This is a genomic window from Bibersteinia trehalosi USDA-ARS-USMARC-188 (assembly GCF_000521725.1).
GTDB lineage: Bacteria > Pseudomonadota > Gammaproteobacteria > Enterobacterales > Pasteurellaceae > Bibersteinia > Bibersteinia trehalosi.
In genome coordinates this window covers 1,922,989-1,944,840 of sequence record NZ_CP006954.1, presented here as the reverse complement: position 1 = coordinate 1,944,840, position 21,852 = coordinate 1,922,989, and the positions used below count along the sequence as shown (strand labels likewise).

The following is a 21,852-nucleotide window of genomic DNA, read 5'->3' as shown; positions in this document are numbered from 1 at the left end:
CAAAAGGCTGAACGTTTCTTGTTCAGCCTTTTTATTATTGATTGGTGTTGTAAAACTTATAGGCTTCGTCAATATTTTCAAACTGATGCATTACACCTTTATTCAGCACCATTGCGTTATCACAATATTCTTTAATTGCAGCAGGGCTATGTGAAACTAAAATAATTGAGCGGTCTTTGCGTTTTTCAAATAGCTCATGTTTACATTTTGCTGCAAAGCGGGAATCTCCTACGGCAATGACTTCATCAATTAAGTAACAATCAAATTCCACCGAAAGAGATAAAGCAAAGGCGAGGCGAGCTTTCATACCTGAAGAATATTTTTTTACTGGCTCATATAAATAGTCGCCTAGTTCTGAGAATTCCTCGGTAAAGGCTTTCATGTAATCAAAATCTACATCATAAATTCGGCTGATAAAACGTAGATTATCCATCCCTGTTAAGCTACCTTGAAACGCACCACTGAATGCAAGCGGCCAAGAAATGCTCATTTTGCGTTCGATTGTGCCTGTTGTTGGCGGTTCTACACCACTCATTAGCCGAATAAGCGTTGATTTCCCTGCACCGTTGCGTCCTAAAATCCCGACTTTCTCGCCTTTTTTGAGATCAAAATTTACATTACTTAGCACAGTTCGCCATCCGGTACGAGTGAGGTAACGTTTGCTCACATTCTTTACACTAATCATCGTGGTTCAATTCCTTTACTGAAATTTCTTACCATCATTAACCCAAACCAAATCATGGCAAGGTCACAAATAAGCAAGAAACTAATATTTTCATAGGTGGGAATCGTATCGCCAAAATAACCATGGCGGAACATCTCCGTGCCATTAATCATAGGTATCCACTGTGCATATTCTCGAGCTTGTTGTGGCAACGTGTGCACAAAGAAAAATGCGCCAGATAATGGCAGCATCAAGAAGCTTAATGTTCCCCATAGTTTGCCAAACATTTCGAATTTTTGTGCGATACTACAGATAATTAATCCTAAACCTAGCGCAAAGAGTGCCATCAACAGCCAAGCAAAAATCATATATAGCGCATCTTGTGGCATATCTATCCAACCAATGAGTATAAATAATGCCATAATTAAAATTTGTGCAATACTTGCTCCAGCGACTTCAAGTAACACGCGTGTAATAATTGTATCCAGTACTCGCACATTACGATGATAAAGCAAGCTTAAATTCCCTGAAATTGCTCCGATCGTACGGTTAGACGTATTCCGCCACATCATTGCGATGGGATAACCTGTAATCATAAACGCAATAATATTTAAAGTAGAAAACTTGTCTGCTCGGATAAAGTTCCACATTAACGTAATGAGTAGCGTCATTAGCAATGGCTCAATAAACAGCCATAGAAAGCCTAAGTTTCTGCGGCCATAACGTGTAATCACTTCCCGCATTAATAAGGCACCAATCACGCGCCCTTGGATAGCGAGTGATTGGCGAAAAGTGGTTTGATCTCCGTATTGCATCAGTTTTTATGCTCTCTAATACTTGCGATTAATAAGCCAAATACCCCATACAACATTAAACCGATAATAAAAGTGGCTAAAATGTTATATAAACGATAAGGCTCAACCGCCCAGTCTGGTTTGCTAGGTTGATTAATCACTTCCAAATAAAGTTGTTGGCGATCCGCTTCATTGCGTGTGTTTTGCAACGATACCATTGCTGTGGTTAATTGTTGCTGTGCAAGTTCATTATCTAGTACTAAGCGCTGGTAATCAGCTGCTTGTGTTGCAATGGAGTTACCACTGCCAGCTAAAGATTTAGACTGTTGTTCAAGCTGGGCTTTTAGGCTTTTTTGACGCTGTTTTAGCGCACCAACTTGCGGGTTATCTGGGGTAATAGATTCTAATTGTGCCAACTGGGTTTCAACCCGAATCAGTTCACTGCTCAAATTAGAAACTAACGCAAGCTGCGCATTGGATTGCGCGGGTAAATCAACAAACTTATTTTTTACACGATAATAAGTTAAAGCATCTGCTGTTTCTTTTACCTTTTGTTCTGCAATTTCAACCGCTTGCTCTGCAAATTCAACCGTATCCATTCTTGCCCGTTCATTTAAGCGATTAATCAACTCTTCGCCTTGTTTAATTAAGCGTTCGTTAATTGCAAATCCCTCTTCTGGATCAAAAGCGCGGATACGTAAAGTGGCAATGCCGGCAACAGAATCAAAATCCACATTCAAACGATCTTTAAAATATTTATAGAATGCCTCTTGTGAGTTATTCCAGCCAAAACCGTTAAAGCGGCTTAAAATATCGCCTTTTTCAGAATAGAATTCACGTACAGGCAAAGTTTGTTGCAACTGCTCTAGTGCGGTACGTGAACGCATATATTCTTGCACGGTGTAAGTATCGTCTTGAGAACGGGCAAAACCGCTACCTTGCAATAATGCACCAACACCACTTAACGCTGTTTGATTACGCGGAGAGCGCACAACAAAGCTTGATTCTGAAATATAAATATCGGAAGCATAGCCACCAAAATAGATTGCAGAAAAGAGCGTTGGTAAAATAACAGTTAGCCATAACAATGGGCTAAATAGCTTGGATAATTTTTTCTTTTTTTTCGGTTGTATTTGGGCTTCTGCCGTTACATTGTTTTCCATTCTTTACTCCTACAAATTATGCACACTATTTACCGTACTGGTAACTGGCGAGGTGATTGAGAAGATCATTCTCAAGAATTTTTGGAATTCAGCCAGTGGCGCATTTGACACATAGACAATATCTTTATCTTGCATTGGAAAACGCTGCATTAAAAACATTGATTTCGGCTCAAGCAAGTTCACCCGATACACGGTTGGCACATCCATGCCTGCGCCATAACCATGTTTTTCCCACTCAATCTGTTTTGCCATATCGAGTTGGCCAAATGGCACATAGCGGAATACGAAAATACCACGAGGATCTGAGCGGGTATCAATTAATCCTCCCATTTTACCAATGGCTTCAGCCAGCGTTAGCCCTTTGGTCGAAAATTTCACTTGCTGATTATTACCTACAGCACCTAAACCGGTAAAACTATAAGGAGTTGTCAGCATAGTGACTACATCGCCTGCGCGCAAAGCGATATTTTGATACGGCTCTGCGATTAAAGTTTCAAATGGCAGTGTTTTTACTTGATTACCCCGGGTAAGCTGAATGGTGACATCTTGGATATCTGCGCCAGAACCACCTACTGCAGCAATAGCATCTAATACGCGTTCATTATTCGCCGTTAATGGCATACGGATACTATTTCCTTGGCGAATAACAGTAACATCGGCAGAATTGTTATTGACAATGCGCACGACTACTTGAGGCTGATTTGCCTTACGTTTTAGGCGATTAACGATTTGTGCTTGAATGGCTTCTGGTGTTTTACCTACCACAGAAATCGCGCCAACAAAGGGGACGGTTACCGTGCCTTTACTATTGACCATCTGCTCTGGCAAGCGGGTTAGATGCCCACTACCTTGCCCTTCACTATCAAAAGTGCCTCCAAATAATACCGCAGGGGGGGCTTCCCAAATGGAAATTTCTAGCACATCGCCCACATTTACCATACCAGCATAGCCCGCGTTTCCACTGGTGCCAGCAAACCCAGAGAATTGCTGACTTTCTTGTAAACGATACATACCATTTACCGTAGCATGATCTAAATCAACAACGTTTACTTCAGGTGTTTGTTGTGTATTGCTATTGACTTCTAACACTCGGCTATGGCTAGGGCCCGAGGTAGGCAAGGAGGAACAAGCGGTCAATAATGCAGAAAAAATTGCAAGAGAAAGACCTTTGACATGGATAAATTTACGCATAAATAACCTTATCGGATGAAAATTGCCGCGATTTTACCACAGCTTAGTTAAGGCGCAAAAAGCAGTGATAGTATGTAAAATAATGTAAATTATTTGCTTTACTCATCAAACTTTTAAACCCTTATTATTTTGTGGTAGAATCCTTGCCGTTTTATGGCTTGCAACACAGAGGAATCAATGGGAATAGCGGAGAATCAGCTTGATTCATCAAAGCGCATTGCGTTTCTGATTTGGAATACGTTCCAATTGTTGCACTTTAGATCCCTACTTCTACAGCTACCAACCGCCTTATTAGTGGTCGAACAACGTAAACGTAGCATTCCAATCGCACAAAATATACTCGCTGAAATCCCAAACAATGTTGCATATATTGCACAAAAAGACATTCAAAAAAAACTTGATGGCAAATTTGATGTATTAGTGATACAAACTGTCTTTGAGCAAATTGATTTATTCAAAGAAACGAAAATTGCTATGCTACAATATGGGTATGCTAAAGCACCACATAATTATGGCACTTGGCGAGCATTTGCTGATTTAAATCTTGTTTATGGTCAGCATGCCTATGAGGCTATCAGCTATTTTTCACCAACAGAATCAATCGGTTGCCCGCGATATGATCAATGGTTTGATGTGCATTTCCATCTGCAAAGTTACTATAAATACGCCTCTATCTTAGATAATAGTAAAAAAACGATACTATATGCACCAAGTTGGGGGGAGCTCTCAAGTTTTCACTTCTATATCGATCAACTGTATGCACTAAGCGAACGTTACAATGTTATTGTGAAGATTCATCATAATACAACCTTGCTAAGTAATACTTCACACAACCTGCAAGACCTCTTTTTTGGGGTACACTTTTTCTACGAGAATGAAGATATTATCTCGCTAATCTCCATTGCTGATATTGTGATTTCCGATTTTAGTGGTGCAATTTTTGATGCATTATTTTGCCGTAAACCTGTTGTATTGTTGAATATCCCTAATTCAGTTAAATCGCAAAAACTCGATGCCTTCTGTCTAGAGATCTTTCTTCGCTCACAACTGGGCATAGAAATTCATTCACCTGAAGAATTAGGAAGCGTACTTGATGAAATAGCGGCAGCTCCCCAAAAGTACCAACTTGCTCAGGAATTATACGCGAACCTCTTTACCGAAACAGAATATGCAACTAAACAAGCAGTATATTGTCTGAACAAACTTGCAAACGGTGACTATGTACCTTCACAACAACAGCAATATATTCGTCAAACATTGTGTGAGCTCTACGCAGAAAAAAGGAAGGGCGCAGAAAAGCGAAAATCTTTTAGCAAAATGAAACAACTTTCAAAAAAACTACTTTTAGCAAAGTAATACTTGGAGAACCTTATGAAAAAAGTACTCACTTACGGCACTTTCGATTTATTACATCACGGGCACATTCGTTTACTTGAAAGAGCTCGAGCCTTAGGCGATCACCTCACAGTTGCTATCTCGACCGATCAATTTAATCTGGGAAAAGGTAAAACATGTGCCTATTCATATGAAGAGCGCAAGCATATTTTAGAAGCTATTCGTTATGTAGATGCAGTGATTCCTGAAACAAATTGGGAACAAAAAATAGAAGATGTAAAAAATCATGAGATTGATATTTTTGTTATGGGAGATGATTGGGCTGGAAAATTTGATTTTCTACAAGAATATTGTGAAGTAGTTTATCTACCAAGAACACCAGATATTTCGACTACTCAAGTGAAAAAAATGTTAGCAGAGAAAGATCTCGCTGCTGGGCAAAAACAAATTCACGAAACGGAATAATTAGGTATTTTATGTTTGGGATTTCCCCTATAAATTTAGCATTATTTAAGCGCTTATTGCGGGAGAGTGGCTTAAGCCTATCTCCCTTTTCCTACTGGTATGGATTGCAAATGCTAAAAGCGCTGAATAATGCTAACCACCATCAAATAAGAAAATTAGCGCAAAAGCCATGTGCAAAGAATTTGTTGATTAGCCACTATTTCTTAGCGTTAAGCTATTTTTTATGTGGTGAATATGCACAAGCAGAACAAGCGGTCAAAAATATCGAAAATTTTACCAAAATCCCAGAAATTATTTTTCTCTATTCCGAAATTTTACAAAAGCAGAATCGTAAAGCACAAGCACGTAAAATTCTTGAAGAATGCGCTTTAACTTTGCCAAGAACAAAAGTGTGGGTATATTTGGCTAACCTTGTTGATAGCCCTGAAGAATATCAGCAATTTTGCCAGCACTTAGAATGTGTGCAAAAGAGGACAACATTTTTACAGCAGGATGCACAACAGCACCAAAGAGTGAATGCTGCACTAAGGGCAGGTCTAGATGATATTGCTCTAGCGCTGTGCCAAAGTAGCCACAAAGCTAAAAAATCTAAAGTGAGTACTTATAGTGATAAACTTGCTGCTCAAGCGTTGAATGATTTAAAGTTTGTGATGGCACAACAAAGTATCCCTTTTTTTCTAATTAGTGGAACACTGCTAGGTTGTATAAGAGAAGGTAAACTATTAGGACACGATAAAGATATTGATGTAGGTGTATGGGATGATTACGATTACGAGCAACTTGCTACATTGCTGGGGCAATCGGGTTATTTTTATATCGTCCCAACACGAACAAAACACCTCGTTATGCTACGTCATCTAAATGGTATAGTGATTGATGTTTTTATTCATTATCGTGAAGAAAATGATTATTGGCATGCAGGCGTTAAAATTAAGTGGCATAATTCAGCATTTGAATTGGCTGAGAAAGAATTTTTGGGGAATAATTATCTAATTCCTAAAGATTATGATCGTTATTTAACCGAAAATTATGGTGATTGGAAAACACCTAAAGTAGATTTTGATAGTGCGTTTGATACACCAAATATGGAAATTTATAATCAAACAGAAATGACAATTTATAAAATAAAAAATAGACTAGGAATTTAATATGAAATATAAAGTTAAATTAAGCTTAATTCCCATGCTGCTAAAAGGTCTTTATGCATATAAACATAAGAACTATAATGAAGCTGAGCGAATTTTTGCATTATTGTTAGATAAGCAGGGTGACAATGCATATTTAAATTTTAGATATGGTATGGCATTGTATAAAAGTAAGAAATGGGATGAAGCAAATTATTATATACAAAAGGCGATTAATATTGATCCTTCTAAAAAATCATGGCAGGTTCAGCTAGCAACAAGTGAACGCTATAAACAAAATAGTGAAAAGGTAAAAGTTGCCGAGGCTAAAAAAGCTGCAATTAAGGATCCAAATAGCCCAGAAGTAATATGGGAGTATGCTATCTCTCTACTTGAAAATAAACAGTACTGGATGGCTAAATTACAATTTGAAAAATATCTGATACTCAAGCCAAATTCGGAGAAAGCATTTGATAACCTTGGTAAGGTCTCTGAAAAATTAAGCGACTATCCTGAAGCAATTAAATATTTTGAGAAAGCCGCCTCACTTTCTCCCTTCAATAGCAATTACAAATATAGAATTGGCTATTCATATGAATGTCTAGGAGATTTAGAAAATGCAAATACTTATTATGAGTTAGTAAGTTCATTTGCAAAGAGTAATGATGATGTAGCCCTTTTTGGAATAGGAGCTTTACATGCTAAAAGAGGTTTATGGGATAAAGCTTTAAATGCTTATAAACAATTTTTAGCTAAAACACAATCCAATAATCCTGAGCTATATTATCGTATTGGTGTTGCTAATGAGCGTCTCTACCTTTGGGAAGATGCGGGTAAAGCATTTGAACAAGCAGTTAAACTATCTGAAATAATTACAGCCCCTTGGTGTTTTAAATGTGGGCAAGCATATGAGAGGGCGAAGAATTATGCAAAAGCAGTGGAGTTTTATCAAAATGCTGTAGCACGTTCAAATAATTACAATGATTATTGGTTGTACCGTTTAGCTTATTCTATGGAAATGATGGGGAATTTTGAACAAGCTGCCAAATATTACCAACAGTCGCGAAGACGTAAGATCGCACATGCCGTGGCACCTAAAGATGTAATTAAAAATAAAGAAGAGGAATACCTAACCTATTATACAGAATATTATGAGACTTTAGCTGTTAATGAAAAACAAGTATTAATTGAAAGTTTCTTTGGCGGTAATATCAGTTGTAATCCATATGCAATTTTATTGTATATGCTAGATCACAACTATGATTTCACCTATATTGTTGTTGTTAAACCAGAAACTGTTATTCCTGATAGTCTTAAATTTAAACAAAATATTATTTTTATTAACCGTGGAAGCGATGCATATTTACGCTATTTATGTACAGCTAAATACCTAATTAATAATGTGAGTTTTCCGTACTACTTCATTCGTAAAGCAGAACAAATATATCTAAATACTTGGCATGGCACACCGATGAAAACACTGGGTAAAGATATTAAGAGCCCATTTCAAGATCATTCAAATGTCAGCCGTAATTTTTTACAAGCAACACATTTGATATCGCCGAATAGACATACTACAGATATTATGCTAGAGAAATATGATATTAAAGATTTATTTAGCGGCGAAATAGCAGAAACGGGCTATCCAAGAATTGACCTTAGCTTTTTATCTGAAGAGCGAAGAAATGAGATTAGAAAAAAACTCGGATTTAAGAATAATAAGCCAGTTGTTTTTTATGCACCAACATGGCGTGGTACATCACAATCTAAAGATTTTGATACTCAAAAATTACAAAATGACTTAAAAAGACTAAAATCGGACAAATACAATTTAGTATTCCGAGGACACCATTTAGTTGAATCTTTATTATCAGAGATCAAACTGGATGTGGTTGTAGCACCTAAAGAAATAGATAGTAATGAATTATTGGGTTACTGCGATCTATTAATTACAGACTACTCTAGTATTATTTATGATTTTCTTGCGCTTAATAAACCTGTTATCAGCTATGTTTATGATTTTGATGAATATAAAGAAGAGCGAGGCTTATATTTTGAAAAAGATGAAATGGTTGGAGCTGTATGTTCAACTATTAGTGAGGTAAGGCAGGCTATTTTAGAGAATCTGAATAAAAATAAATCAAATGTGCTTGAAAGAGATATAGAAAAATATTCTTATCTTGATGATGGTCGAGCTACACAAAGAACCGTAGATTTTATCTTCAAAAATGATAACCGGTATGTATATGATTATATTCGAAAGGATACAGATGTATTTTTTGTTGGTCCATTTTTACAAAATGGTATTACTAGATCGTTTTTAAATTTAATGTCTACTATTGGGAGAGAAAAAAATATCTTAGTTTTAATCAATGGTAACGATCTTCAATCAGATAATAAAAGACTTGAAGAGTTTTATCGTTTACCTAAAGATATTTCTGTCTTCTCCCGTTCTGGACGTATGCTAATGACATTAGAAGAGCTTTGGGTTCGAAATAAATTCGATGAGAATTTCAAATTTTATTCTGAGGAGTTTAAAAGAGTCATAGAGAAAATCTATAAAAGAGAGGCTAGAAGATTATTCGGTGACTCAAAGATTAGAAATATTATTAATTTCGAAGGATATGCTTTATTTTGGGTGCTACTGATTTCTCAGGTTAATGCGAAGCAGCATATCATATATCAGCATAATGACAAATATAAAGAATGGAAAAGTAAATTTCCATATTTGGAGGGGGTATTTAGAACCTATAGGTATTATGATAAGATAGTTTCAGTTTCTGAGAAAACAATGGAGAACAATAGAAATAACATTTCCTATGAATTTGGTATAGCAGAAAAAAGATTTGTTTTTTGTAATAATCCTATAAATATAGATCAAATTATTTCTAACGCTAAGGATGATATTGAAATAGAAGATGAATTTGATAATTTCGCTGGAACTAAATTTATTAATATTGGAAGAATGTCACATGAAAAAGATCAACTAAAACTTATAGAGGCATTTGCTGAAGTAAATAAAAAACATAAGGACACTCGTTTATTTATTTTAGGAGATGGACCACTAAAACAAGAATTAATTACACGAATTAAGAAATTATCACTTGAAAAAGACGTATTTTTATTAGGACAAAAGACAAATCCATTTGCTTATTTAAAGCAAGCTGATATTTTTGTGTTATCCTCAAATCATGAAGGACAACCTATGGTACTATTAGAATCTTTAACATTAGGTACACCGATTATTGCTACAGATATTGTCGGCAATAGAAGTATCTTGGGTGATAAATATGGATTACTAGTTGAAAATAGTAAACAAGGCTTAATCAATGGTATGAATGAATATCTTGAAAATGGCTCAAAACAAGATAATTTTGATCCTATTGCATATCAAAAAGATGCAATGGATAAGTTTTACGCATTGCTTAATGAATAAGGACAAATGTATATGCAAAATTTCCAAAAAATTGATTTTACATCTAATACAAAATATGAAGAACTCAATATAAATTTTGAAGTAGATGAAATTTATATTGATAAATCAACTATTGGCAAAGACGAAAAAGAAAAATTGAATTTTAATTTTTTGGCTGTTGGGCGGACAAATAATGAAGCTAAGAAGCTAATCGCATCGCTCTCTAATAATAGATATTTCTTAACGGCTCATTCTAATGGGATATCCCTATTTAAAAAATTTACCAATGCAGAGGATTTTCTACCAAATTTTAATAACAAAGCAGTTAAAACATGGAATGACACATTCTATACATTAGAAGAGCCTATTGAGAAAGAACAATCTGGTTCTCGTTTACTTGTTATTTTTTCATCTATTGCAGATCTTGCATTTAATGCATTTATTGACCGTAGAATGTTTTTTAAAAACTTTCCGAAAGTTGGAAAATATATTCCTAAAAATACTTATATCTTACGTATTGCTGATATAGGAGGAGTTTTAGGTAGTTTTTACTTAAATAGCAATTCAGATATGCAATTTGAAAATAAAATTAAGGATTTAATTCATAAAATCCAATTAGAAAATTCTATATCTGATAAGCACACCGTATTATATGGCACTTCAAAAGGAGCGACTGGAGCTCTTTACCATGGTATAAAGATGGGATTAAATACCTTGGCAGTAGATCCTATCATTTCAGATGTACATTATCTAGAAAAGTTTAATGATTTACATTTTGTGTCAGATGTTTTTCCTGAATCAAAGCAGGATAAGTTTGCTAAATTATTTACAGAATACAAAGATAAAGATTTAACTCATATAAAATTAGTTACATCGCCTAACTCTGAACAATTTAATTATATTAGTGAATTAATATTGATTCCAAATATAAGACTCTGCTCATATATATTTAGTAACCCAAATATAAAAGGGCATACAGATATGGGGGAACATACGCTCAATTTTGTTACCTCTATGTTAAACAATATGTTATATGGTCTAGAAATAAGAGATAGTTTATCTACGACTTATTGATTATTATAAAAGTTTAATACTATGTTTAATATTCTTAATTAATATGAGGATTCTTATGAAACTTTTAAAATCAATTCTCACTGCTTCACTTGTCTCTGCATTTATCTGGGGTAACGCACAGGCAAATACACCTAAAAATAATCAGAAGCAATCAACTAAGCAGACACAAGCTAAGCAAACTAAAAAGCAGGCGGCTAAGCCGAAGCAGCAAGCTAAAACAGCTCAAAAGAAAGCAACAACGGCTAAAAAAGCTGCTGCTGCAACCGCCGCGGCAGCGGCAGCGCCTGCGGTATTATCTCAAGATGAGGCACTAAAATTATTTAATCAATCTTTTGGTATTCGTTTGCTTGGTTATAAAGTTGATAATAATACAGAGGGCAAGCCACATCTTTACTTAAAGTATGAGCTTACCAACAAAGGGCAAAAAGATGTTCAAGGAGTGAAATTTATTGGTGCATTTACGCATAATAATCAGATTATTTATGCACAAGAAGTGCCATTAACCTTTAATAATCCATTGAAAGCGCAGGATAAGACTGTAATTGATATGGCTATTCCATTTGAAAATGTGCCTGAAATCGCGCGTCCTCTAATGTTGGATCAAAATGCTCAGCTTGGTGTGGTAACAGGTGCGCAAACGCTTGTATTTACAGATAATACCGGTATTCAAATTTACTAAGAACAAGCAGTTTTCTGCCGAGAGCGCTAGTCTTTGACTAGCGCTTTTTATTTTATGCTAATAGTGGGAGTCGGCATACTCCTAAGGCAAATTACCAGCTATATCCCAGTTTGAAACCGGCAAAATGTTGTTTGCCGATTTCGTTACCTTTCAATAGCCCAAGGTGAGTACTTAATTGCCATTGACCTTTTGTAACACCCACGCCCACTTCAGTTTTCATATAACGTCCGAAACGTTGGCTAAAGGTATTGTCATTCACTGCCACGCTGAGGCGTTTACTGCTGGCGTCAACATAATGCGCAGCAAGGCTAGGTTCAACTTTCCAGCCAGAGAGGTCAAAGGCCTTGCTGACTTTCACACCTGCTTGGTATGCCATAAAGTTTGCTCTCGGGCTGCGAACTTCTACTTCGCCCAGTTTGTAATCTTGAGCGCTGAAGCGATAATAACGTGCGCCAACAGCAGGCTGAACTTGTACTCCGGCTAAGTCGAAGTTATGCCCTAGATTTGCACCGAATGCCATAATATGACGGTTAAAGCGGTTTTCCCCGAACAGGTCGATACGGTTTTTCGCTTTACCGTAGCTACCGTCTAGGCTGACGAAAGTCCCGTTTTCCGAATGCCATTTACCGTATAGGCTTGCCATTAGTAAGTTAGATTTTCCGTTCACGCCTTCATCAAATTCCGCATTAGCGTGGTTGCGGGATAGCACCACTCCTGCATTGATACCGTTTGCAAGTGGTAATTCTACGCCTAACTGAGTGAGGTTGGTTTGTTGCTCATACGGGCGATATAAATCCGATTTGTGTTCGGTTTTTTGATGTTCGATACTGCTCCAAACGTGGAATTTATCGTGTTTTGCGAACAGTTGGCGATCTAAGCTTTGCCCGATTTGCAACGCAGAATTTGCCTGTGCCGATAGCTCGGAAAGAGCGGTATTGGCATATTGGCTTACCCAGTCGCTTTGTTGAATATTACTACTGTCAGTGTCTGCGTGTGCTTGTAGATGCTCACAATTTGCACCATTCTCTTGGCAAAGTTTTAGTGCCTCAGCGTTTAAAATTGCTTCACTATTTCCAGCAGTTATACGTAAGGTAGCTAATTTTGCTTCTACTTGTTTTGCAATATTTTGTGCAGTTTCAACCGCTTGTTCTACGTTAGCAATTTGCGCAGCGGCTGCTTTAGCATTGTTTTCTGCTGTAGTGAGTGCAGCACTTGCTTGTGTGACTTTCTGCTTTGCTGTCGTAATTTGCCCTTGGATTTGGCGGTAATACGTTGGATAGTAACGGCGGTAGTAATCAGCATATTGTTGCAAACGGGTTAATTCGCTATTTGCTTGGCTAAGCTGAGATTGTGCGTTTGCAGCGGCTTGTTTAGCATTTTTCTCTGCTTGGCGCTCTTTCTCGGCTTCTGCGTTCAAACGGCTGATTTCCTGTTTTTGTTTATCCGCTTCTGCAATAGCACGGTCTAATTCTGCTTTCGCCGTTGCAATCGATTGATTCCGATCTTTAGCATCTTTTAACGGATTGTATAAGCGATAGTCGTTGCTTCGATTTGCCAGTACATAACGATATGCACCTAAATCAACATAACCATTTTCCAGTGAGACTTTAGCTTTATCGGCTTGCTCGTGGTGCGTTAAAGTTAATAAACTTAACGGGCTAACAACTTCAGCTTCTTTGCCACTGTTGCGTAATGCAAGAGTGAAAGTCCCCTCGGCGAGACCATTTACTTGTAGGTGATCGCCTTTGCCAGCAGCAATATCGGTTAAGTAGTTGATTTTGGCATTACCTTGGAAATTACCGTCAATAATCAACTTATTAAAACGAGTCGGTATCTCGCCTGTTACAAATTTTTCATTCAGGTTGATGGTTGAACCGTTTTCTGCCACTAAATTGCCAGTACAGCTATCCCCAGTATTTGTCCAGCTTGCTTGGTTAGCTAAACGAATGCTCGTTGTTGCTGCTGCTTGAATGGTGCCAATCAGGTTCGCTTTGCCGATGTGTAATTGGCTCTGTGCTGCCAAGCTGACATCACCATTAATTTGTGTTGTGGGCAGTGTTGCAAAAATTTCATCAGAAACGACCGCTTGTGTATCGCAGCTTGTTTTACCGGTGTACTCAGAATAGTAGCAACTTGGAGTTTGCCCGTTGATAAAGCCTAAATGTAGCTGTGCATGGTCATTCGCTGCCAAGTTTGCTTGCAGGTTTGAGACATTACGACCAACATAAAGCTGAGCGTATTGGTTTAGCTGCATATTATCAGCCTTAAATTGACGATTTTGCCAATCATCGGCATAAACTACATCTTGCTTATTGATCACATCATAAGCGTGAGGGGTCGGTCTGCCGGAAAGTAGCACTTTACCGCCTTTCACAGTGAGATCGCCGTTTAAGTTCAAACCACCAGAGAAGGTATAAATACTATTGAGCTTTTCTTGCTCTATTGGTGCGTTTTTACGGGCTAATACTTTGTTGATCGCTTGATTGCGATCTGCAGCTAAAAATTCCCAATGCTCGCTGCTTAAGCCACCGCGAGGAACAGGTTGTTTTGGATCACCTTTTAATGCAAAGTATTCCCGAATTTTAGTTTTCGGATTGGTGAACTGATAAATATCTGCACCAGCTACTAGCCCCTTACCCCAAGTTACTTCAGAGGCAGTTGCCAGCGGTGTAGAGGCTTTTGGATCATACACCACATTCAAACGACCGTTATGCTGGGTGTTATCTGTTTCGCCAATAAAACCATTAAAGCTATTGTAGCGATGCTCCAGACCTTTTTGCGCGAGTACTTGTTTTACTGCTGCATCCTTGTTAGAAGACAGGAAGGTCCAATGGGCATTACTTGCGCCATTCGTTGGCATATATTGGTTTGGATTGCCTTTGAGCGTAAAGTAATCGGTACGGTTATTAGCTCGTGGATTAATGTATTCATAAATATCAGCACCGTTTTCTTTCCACGTTCCCCATTTTAAGTCTGTTGCTTCAGGAGCTTTCGGACCATTAATGGTGAGTGTTGCAGCTTTTTGTAGATGATTATTAACAATACGCGCACCATCATCACTATTTTGAATACGATTAAACGCAATGTTGTTGCCGTTGAGATCTAAACGACCACCACGGAAGCCAAAGTAAATCTTATTTGGATCGACTTGATCAGCACTGTTTAATACAACGGTTGAACGGCCGCTCACAATACCAACTTGGTTAAATGCAGATTTTTTGCCATTTTCACCCGCTTGTTGGTTCAAAATGACAGTGCCTTGTCCAACACTAATGTCACCAAGGTTTTCGCCTTTACCGTTAATATGTAGTGTCCCTTCGCCCAATTTAGATAAACGGTCGCCTTGTGGGTTTTTGACTTGCCAGTTGACTTGCTTATCTTTAGCAACAACTATCCCGGCACCAAGCCAAGTTTGGTCGTTTTCAGGTCGAACAGTAGTATTAGCATTGAAATATAATGCACCAGCACCTTGGTCAATATCGGTTTTCAATACGATAGTGCTATCTTTTCCTTCAATGTTTAGGGTTTTTCCTGTGTTGTCTTGCGGAAGTTGTAGCTGAGGTGTACCACCATAGCCTAATGGAGAAGCGCTATTGTCTTTAATTGAACGATCGGCAAGCGAAACCGTTAAGTTTTGTCCTTTATTACCAATGCGACTGTCTTTACCCTGTGCAGACCATTCAAAAACGGCATTTTGTTGCGCATTGGTTAATGTGCCGGCAATATCTTCAGCAAACTGTTTATCGTGATAATCCTGACGGATAATACCAGCACGGTTATAGTAGTTGTTTGCAGGCGTACCAAAGGTGTAAGTAGCCAGTAGTAGCCAGCGTTTCGTTTTCTGATCGTAGCCATACACACCTGAACCGCTATCACCACGAGTACCAAATGCAGTTAATGCTCCATATGGGCTATTGTTTAATGCATTTCCTCTAAAATCTAACCAGTAATCGGAATTGTGTACCGCGATCGGTAAATGAACTCCCCCGGTTAAATATTGGTAAGATGTTGAAATTTGGTTATCTTGATGCTCGGTATTTTTGACTATTTGACGACCAGAGCCTAAGCGAGCAAAGTGAGTAAAACGACTACTATCTTGGTAGGCTGAAGCATTATTACCCAGATCAGTCACTGTTGCAGGTGCGACCTCAGTGACTAATTTATTGAGACGTGGCACTTGATAATCTTGATGTTGCCCACCTTCAACAATTCCATAGTCGTTACGATCAACGACTTTGTAAGTGTAGTGGTGTGCATCGGCATTAGTGCCTGGGGCGCCAAATTCCACAGTATTGTATTGTGTATTATGGGCAACGCTGACTAAATATTGCGGTGCAACTAGAGTTGCTATCCCTAAGTTACGGTTTGCCGCACTAAAATCTGGCATCGGTACATTTGGGAAGAGTGCATCTAATGTATTGCCGCTTTTATCTTTAATTTCAATATTACTTGCACCAACGGTGAATTTACCCTTATTCTCCGCAAAATCACGGTAGTATTGAAGATCGATATCATCTCTGAAAACAGAGGCTGATAAGGGAGAGCAAAGCGCTGCGGCAACTAAGCTGGCAAGGTAAGAGAGAGGAAATATTTTTGTATTCATTATTATGTTATTGTCATAAAAAAGGGCGCGTATTCTATCGTTAAATAATTATTTAACAATAGGATAAATAGCAATATAAAAATATTTCATGCGGTGTTCTTTTTATGATCAAAATAATGAGAAAATAAAGACAATTCGCCTTTTAAAGTAGGCAAAACAATACATTTTGCCCTGTTTAGATTGGTAGTAAATTAAAATTATTGATGATTTGGTATAGGAGGGCTATTAGTTAGCTCTACTGCTTTTGGATCTGCACCATATTTATTGTTAAAACGTTGTCCGTCTTTGAAAAGGAGGTAGATGAAAAATGCAAAGTAAAATAGCAAAATTAATAATATAAGAGCAAGAAGCCCTTCACCTAATAATGCTCTATTGCTAAAGATAGTGCCTATTTCTGTTGTGAATACCGCTACAACGAGTGATAATGCAAGCGGTAATAGTTGCCACCACCCTGAGTGTCCAACATCATGCAAGCGTCTGGTTGTTAAACTAACGCTTACTATTCCAAACCAAATGAACAAAATAAAATTGACGATAGACATAACTTTCAATAAGTCAATAAGATTTAATGTTTCTGCGGCAATTTCAATAATGTCTAAAACAAAATGAATAAGTGAGTAGATTAGCATAAACCAGCCATATTCTTTTCGCCTTGCTCGACCTTGAAAATTAAAAATATTACGTAATGCTAAAATAAACCAACTCATATTTTTTCCCTTTGAAGATACTTTTGCTATTTTCTAAAAAAATAGCACGCATGTTACTGCGTGCTATTAATTTATTTAGCTAAGCATTGGCTGAATTGGTCAGCTAAGTTTTGTAAGAACTGTGGATAAGCATTTTGGCTTAGTTCAATTTTTGCGCCAAGAGGATCCAATTGTCCAACTTGTACGGCAGTACCTTTACTTAAACTTTCAATCACTTTTGGTGTAAACTGAGGCTCCGCAAATAAGCATTGTGCTTTATGTTCTGTTAAGTGCTTTTTGATTTTTGCTAAGGTTTTTGCCCCTGGTGCAACGCTTGGGTTAATGGTAAATGAGCCTAATGGGTTTAGGTGATAAGCGCTCTCAAAATAGCGATAAGCATCATGGAATGTGTAATAACCCTTGCCTTGTGCGCTAGTGAGTTGTTTTTCAATTTCTGCATGCTTGGTTGCAAGTGCAGTTTTGAAGTGGCTTAAATTTTCTGCGATTTTTGCTTTATGCTCTGGCATAAGTTGGCTTAAACGTTCAGCGATCTGTTCAGCGATAGTTTCGCTTGCAATAGGAGAAAGCCAGATATGCCAATCTTCATCATGATCATGGTGGTGTTCATCATGATCATGTCCATGTTCATGCTTATGCTTATGCTCATGTTTATGGGCATGTTCGTGTTCATGTTCGTCATGTTCTTTTTTATGGCTTTCAACTAATGTTTTAATTTGTTCAACATCTTCTAGTGTAAGCACTTTCTCTTTAGGTAGCTTATCAAGGGTTTTTTCTAAAAATGTTTCCATTTCATCGCCAACCCATACGACTAATTGCGCTGATTTGAGTTTTTCTACATCAGACGGTTTTAGGCTGTAGTCGTGCGGGGAAGCGCTTGTCGGGAGTAGCACTTGAGTTTCTGTTACACCTTCAGTAATTGCTGCCGAAATAAACCCTAATGGCTTAATAGTTGTGAGTACATTAGCATTGGCGATACTGGCTGCGCTGAATAATGCGAGAGAGAGTAGGCTTTTTTTAAACATAGAATATCCTTAATTAAAATGTGGAATAAAGTGGGCAAAATATTAGCAGAAATCAATAAAAAAGCCATAGATTTTTCATACAAACAAGCGGTGCATTTTGCAAAAAAATCTGCAAAATGCACCGCTTGTTTGATTAAATTAAATTATGCTTTGCAACTTTCTTGACGGCAGTCGCAAGTTGTACCACAACGGCATTCACCTTCTGGGCAGCCGCAGTTCTGACCGCAGATACAAGTTGGGCTGCATTGGCAAGGGTGAGATTTGCATTGTACATTGTCTGTTGGATATACTTTGTTTACTGTCATTTTGAATTACTCCGTAAAAGTGTTTAACTAGTGGTGAGAGAGCTCTCATCAGAACGGCGCAAATCATAAAGATTAACCTAAGGTTAAGGTCAAATATTTTTCTCTACTTTTTTTAAAAGGTTGTTTAAAAGGATAAAAAATGAACATTGGTCAAGCTGCAAAAGCCTGTGGACTCTCTTCAAAGCAGATTCGCGATTATGAAAAATTGGGATTGATTCAGCCATCCTACCGTACAGAATCTAACTACCGAACCTATGCTGAGGCAGATATCCAACGCTTGGGGTTTATTCGTCATGCACGAGAGGTGGGCTTTTCATTAGCACAAATTGGTGAGTTATTGGCTTTCCGTGATGCACCAAGCCATAATTGTGAAGAAATTTTACATTTTACAGATAAGCATATTGCGGATTTATCTGAAAAGATTGAGGCATTGCAGTCAATGAAAGAGAAATTACTTGAATTGCGTGAGACCAGCTGTCTCAGTGGCGGTAATGCAGGCTGTGCGATTATGAGTTTTGAGGTGAAGTAGCCAAGTGCCCTGCAATTTGTTGCGGAATTTGTTGTTGGATCTGGTTTAGGGCATATTCAATAGCATAGTAGTAAGCATTTACTCCGGCTCCACCATGGCTTTTAACCACGACTTTTGATAATCCGAGCAAGGTTGCACCATTATGGCGATCTGGGTTGATCTGCTGTAGTTTACGCAAATGGCGACGAAAAATAAGCCGTAAAAAAGCATTACGAATTTTTAGACAAATATGTGAATTTTCGTCTGAATGGCGGAAAAAGGTAATCACATTTTTTGCGGTGCCTTCTAAGGTTTTTAAGGCAATATTGCCGGTAAAACCATCACATACGATCACATCAGCAAGATTATTCAGCAGCTTATCACCTTCAATAAAACCGAGGTAGTTTAAATGATATTGCTGCTTAAGTTGCTGATTTGCATTTTTCAAAGTTAGCGTGCCTTTATTCTCTTCTGTACCTATGTTTAAAAGCGAGATACGTGGATAGACTAAATTTAGCATAGCTTGTGCAAATACATTGCCCATCTCTGCAAATTGACAGAGTAATTTTTCATCGGCTTCAACATTTGCTCCAAGATCGAGCATAACACTAGATTTACCTTGTAAGGTTGGAATCAATGAGGTTAAGGCAGGGCGATCGATATTTGGAAGTGGGGCAATTAGGTTTTTGGCTAACCCCATCAATAAGCCTGTATTTCCGCCGCTTACGCAACCTTCGGCTTTGCCTTCAGCCACTTGTTCTAAAGCAAGACGCATTGAACTACCACGGCTGTGTCGGATTGCTTGTAGAAATGGTACATGCTCATTAATGATTTTATCGGTATGGATAATTTGAATGCGCTTTTTAATATCGGCGGCAAGCGGTTCAAAATAGAGAGAAATTTGCGATTGGTCACCGCAGAGCAAGACATCAAGCGTTGGATGCTTTTCCAATGCTTTAAGTATGGCAGGCATAGTAATACGGGGACCAAAGTCCCCGCCCATTACATCTAACGCTAAAGTTAGACGACTCAATTTTCACCCCAAAGCGAAAATTGATTATTTGATTTTACGACCACGGTAGTAACCGTCTGCACTTACATGGTGACGTAAGTGAGTTTCACCACGAGCATCTACTGAAACAGCAGCGGTGGTTAATGCATCGTGAGAACGACGCATATCACGACGTGAACGAGATTTTTTATTTTGTTGAACAGCCACGGGCTTTCTCCTAGGATTAAAATTTAATTTTTCAATTTAGCTAAAATGGCGAACGGATTTGGTTTGCTTGCCAGTTCTTCTGGCAACTCACCGAAAACCTGTTCGTCTTCGGACACTTCACAGTGTTCTAGTTCATGCATCGGGACTAGCGGCAATGATAAAAGGAATTCGTCTTCTATCATCTCTAGCAAATTTACTTCACCAAAAGAATCAGTTTCAATAGGTTCATAAATTTCAGGCAAATCGCCTGCCTGATCCATATTCTTTACTGGGCTGAAAAGTAATTCACAGCTCAATGTTTGTGTAAAACTATTACTACAACGCTGGCAGTCTAATTCCACATCAATACTTGCAGTACCTTTAATTACTGTAAGACGTTGCGGATCAACATAGACTGACAATGCTACCTGAGCATCACTTTGCACACGGGTTACAGCATCATCCAAACGCTCAAACAATTCAGCCGAGATATAACCGTTATAGTCAATTCGGCGTTGCGCGTCTTTATATGGATCAATCGTTAAAGGGAGTTTTACTTTTTGCATAGGGGCGGAATTTTACCGATTTCGCTACCAATAGTCAAAGGGAAATCGGATTTTCCACAAAAATAGCCAGAATGAACAGCAAGCATTCCTTTACTTTATTACAATAATCAAACAATTTTGATGGCAATTACAGCGACTTTATGTTAAAAAGTTGCCCGTTTTTTTGTTTAAATCTATTTGAAGGAAGCACAATGTCATTACAAAACATTATTGAAGCGGCATTCGAACGCCGTGCAGAAATTACGCCTAAAACTGTGGATGCAGAAACTAAAGCTGCAATTGAGCAAGTGATCGCAGGTTTAGATGACGGTTCTTTACGTGTTGCAGAGAAAAAAGATGGCGAGTGGGTAGTAAACCAATGGGTGAAAAAAGCAGTATTACTTTCATTCCGTATCGCTGACAACGAAGTGATTGACGGTGCAGAAACCAAATTCTACGACAAAGTACCAACCAAATACGGCAACTACACCGAAGAGCAATTCAAAGCAGACGGTATTCGTGCCGTGCCAGGTGCGGTGGTGCGTAAAGGTTCACACATCGAGAAAAACGTGGTGTTAATGCCATCTTTCGTGAACATCGGTGCATACGTTGGCGAAGGCACCATGGTGGATACTTGGGTAACGGTTGGTTCTTGTGCGCAAATCGGTAAAAACGTTCACCTTTCAGGTGGCGTGGGTATCGGTGGTGTATTAGAGCCATTACAAGCGAACCCGACCATCATCGGCGATAACTGCTTTATCGGTGCACGTTCTGAAATCGTAGAAGGCGTGATTGTAGAAGATAACTGCGTGATCTCAATGGGTGTATTTATTGGCCAATCTACCAAAATTTACGATCGCGAAACCGGCGAAATCCACTATGGTCGTGTTCCTGCAGGCTCTGTGGTCGTATCTGGTTCTCTTCCATCAAAAGATGGTTCACACAACCTTTACTGTGCGGTAATCGTGAAGAAAGTCGATGAGAAAACCTTAAGCAAAGTGGGCTTAAACGATTTATTACGTTCTATTGATGAGTAATCATTAACGTAGAGATCCCCGCT

Annotated in this window: 19 protein-coding genes; 8 read left to right on the top strand and 11 right to left on the bottom strand. The window is 38.2% G+C overall.

Features of this window, described 5'->3' with window-relative positions; genetic code table 11:
* Positions 1-34 precede the first annotated feature (34 nt).
* From F542_RS08800 to F542_RS08785, 4 genes are read right to left on the bottom strand one after another with little or no spacing between them, the layout of a single operon-like run.
* The gene (locus F542_RS08800; protein WP_025267346.1) at positions 35-685 is read right to left on the bottom strand and encodes an ABC transporter ATP-binding protein; all 651 of its coding nucleotides are present in this window, start codon (positions 683-685) and stop codon (positions 35-37) included.
* On the bottom strand, positions 682-1,479 hold the full coding sequence (locus F542_RS08795; RefSeq protein WP_025267345.1) for an ABC transporter permease: 798 nt from the start codon (positions 1,477-1,479) through the stop codon (positions 682-684). The genes F542_RS08800 and F542_RS08795 overlap by 4 nt, the downstream gene beginning before the upstream one ends.
* On the bottom strand, positions 1,479-2,621 hold the full coding sequence (locus F542_RS08790) for a capsule biosynthesis protein (protein WP_025267344.1): 1,143 nt from the start codon (positions 2,619-2,621) through the stop codon (positions 1,479-1,481). The genes F542_RS08795 and F542_RS08790 overlap by 1 nt, the downstream gene beginning before the upstream one ends.
* 9 nt (positions 2,622-2,630) lie before the next feature.
* A complete protein-coding gene (locus tag F542_RS08785; protein WP_025267343.1) occupies positions 2,631-3,812 on the bottom strand; it encodes a polysaccharide biosynthesis/export family protein in 1,182 nt (393 codons plus the stop codon).
* 177 nt (positions 3,813-3,989) lie between these two features.
* Between F542_RS08785 and F542_RS08780 the strand changes: the two genes are divergently transcribed.
* The 6 genes from F542_RS08780 to F542_RS08755 are packed head-to-tail and all read left to right on the top strand — an operon-like array spanning position 3,990 to position 11,904.
* Positions 3,990-5,168, top strand: coding sequence for a CDP-glycerol glycerophosphotransferase family protein (locus F542_RS08780; protein ID WP_025267342.1), 1,179 nt, complete (start codon positions 3,990-3,992; stop codon positions 5,166-5,168).
* A gap of 15 nt (positions 5,169-5,183) precedes the next feature.
* Positions 5,184-5,612 carry a glycerol-3-phosphate cytidylyltransferase gene (gene tagD, locus F542_RS08775; RefSeq protein ID WP_015431841.1) on the top strand — a complete coding sequence of 143 codons (429 nt, stop codon included), beginning with the start codon at positions 5,184-5,186 and terminating at the stop codon, positions 5,610-5,612.
* 11 nt (positions 5,613-5,623) lie between these two features.
* Positions 5,624-6,760, top strand: a complete 1,137-nt coding sequence (locus tag F542_RS08770; RefSeq protein ID WP_025267341.1) for a hypothetical protein — start codon at positions 5,624-5,626, stop codon at positions 6,758-6,760.
* Between the two features lies 1 nt (position 6,761).
* Positions 6,762-10,172: a CDP-glycerol glycerophosphotransferase family protein gene (locus F542_RS08765; protein WP_025267340.1), complete on the top strand. Its 3,411-nt coding sequence runs from the start codon at positions 6,762-6,764 to the stop codon at positions 10,170-10,172.
* A 12-nt stretch (positions 10,173-10,184) separates the two neighbouring features.
* Complete coding sequence (locus F542_RS08760; protein ID WP_025267339.1) at positions 10,185-11,225, top strand: XcbB/CpsF family capsular polysaccharide biosynthesis protein; 1,041 nt, start codon at positions 10,185-10,187, stop codon at positions 11,223-11,225.
* A gap of 55 nt (positions 11,226-11,280) precedes the next feature.
* Complete coding sequence (locus F542_RS08755; RefSeq protein ID WP_025267338.1) at positions 11,281-11,904, top strand: hypothetical protein; 624 nt, start codon at positions 11,281-11,283, stop codon at positions 11,902-11,904.
* 91 nt (positions 11,905-11,995) lie between these two features.
* Here F542_RS08755 and F542_RS08750 read toward each other — a convergent pair whose 3' ends face one another.
* The 4 genes from F542_RS08750 to F542_RS11015 form a co-directional block, all read right to left on the bottom strand.
* A complete protein-coding gene (locus tag F542_RS08750; protein ID WP_025267337.1) occupies positions 11,996-16,507 on the bottom strand; it encodes a S6 family peptidase in 4,512 nt (1,503 codons plus the stop codon).
* A 197-nt stretch (positions 16,508-16,704) separates the two neighbouring features.
* Positions 16,705-17,214 (bottom strand): DUF805 domain-containing protein, encoded by a 510-nt coding sequence (locus F542_RS08745; RefSeq protein ID WP_025267336.1) that lies wholly within the window; start codon positions 17,212-17,214, stop codon positions 16,705-16,707.
* A 71-nt stretch (positions 17,215-17,285) separates the two neighbouring features.
* The gene (znuA, locus tag F542_RS08740; RefSeq protein WP_025267335.1) at positions 17,286-18,236 is read right to left on the bottom strand and encodes a zinc ABC transporter substrate-binding protein ZnuA; all 951 of its coding nucleotides are present in this window, start codon (positions 18,234-18,236) and stop codon (positions 17,286-17,288) included.
* Between the two features lie 133 nt (positions 18,237-18,369).
* Complete coding sequence (locus tag F542_RS11015; protein WP_015431859.1) at positions 18,370-18,510, bottom strand: hypothetical protein; 141 nt, start codon at positions 18,508-18,510, stop codon at positions 18,370-18,372.
* A 170-nt stretch (positions 18,511-18,680) separates the two neighbouring features.
* Between F542_RS11015 and F542_RS08735 the strand changes: the two genes are divergently transcribed.
* Positions 18,681-19,070 (top strand): MerR family DNA-binding protein, encoded by a 390-nt coding sequence (locus tag F542_RS08735; protein ID WP_015431860.1) that lies wholly within the window; start codon positions 18,681-18,683, stop codon positions 19,068-19,070.
* Here F542_RS08735 and plsX read toward each other — a convergent pair.
* The 3 genes from plsX to yceD are packed head-to-tail and all read right to left on the bottom strand — an operon-like array spanning position 19,048 to position 20,813.
* Complete coding sequence (plsX, locus tag F542_RS08730; RefSeq protein ID WP_025267334.1) at positions 19,048-20,082, bottom strand: phosphate acyltransferase PlsX; 1,035 nt, start codon at positions 20,080-20,082, stop codon at positions 19,048-19,050. The genes F542_RS08735 and plsX overlap by 23 nt on opposite strands.
* A gap of 24 nt (positions 20,083-20,106) precedes the next feature.
* Positions 20,107-20,268: a 50S ribosomal protein L32 gene (gene rpmF, locus F542_RS08725; RefSeq protein ID WP_015431862.1), complete on the bottom strand. Its 162-nt coding sequence runs from the start codon at positions 20,266-20,268 to the stop codon at positions 20,107-20,109.
* 23 nt (positions 20,269-20,291) lie between these two features.
* The gene (gene yceD, locus F542_RS08720; protein WP_015431863.1) at positions 20,292-20,813 is read right to left on the bottom strand and encodes a 23S rRNA accumulation protein YceD; all 522 of its coding nucleotides are present in this window, start codon (positions 20,811-20,813) and stop codon (positions 20,292-20,294) included.
* Between the two features lie 191 nt (positions 20,814-21,004).
* On the opposite strand from yceD, the gene dapD reads away from it, so the two are divergent.
* The gene (gene dapD / locus F542_RS08715) at positions 21,005-21,829 is read left to right on the top strand and encodes a 2,3,4,5-tetrahydropyridine-2,6-dicarboxylate N-succinyltransferase (protein WP_025267333.1); all 825 of its coding nucleotides are present in this window, start codon (positions 21,005-21,007) and stop codon (positions 21,827-21,829) included.
* Positions 21,830-21,852 lie beyond the last annotated feature (23 nt).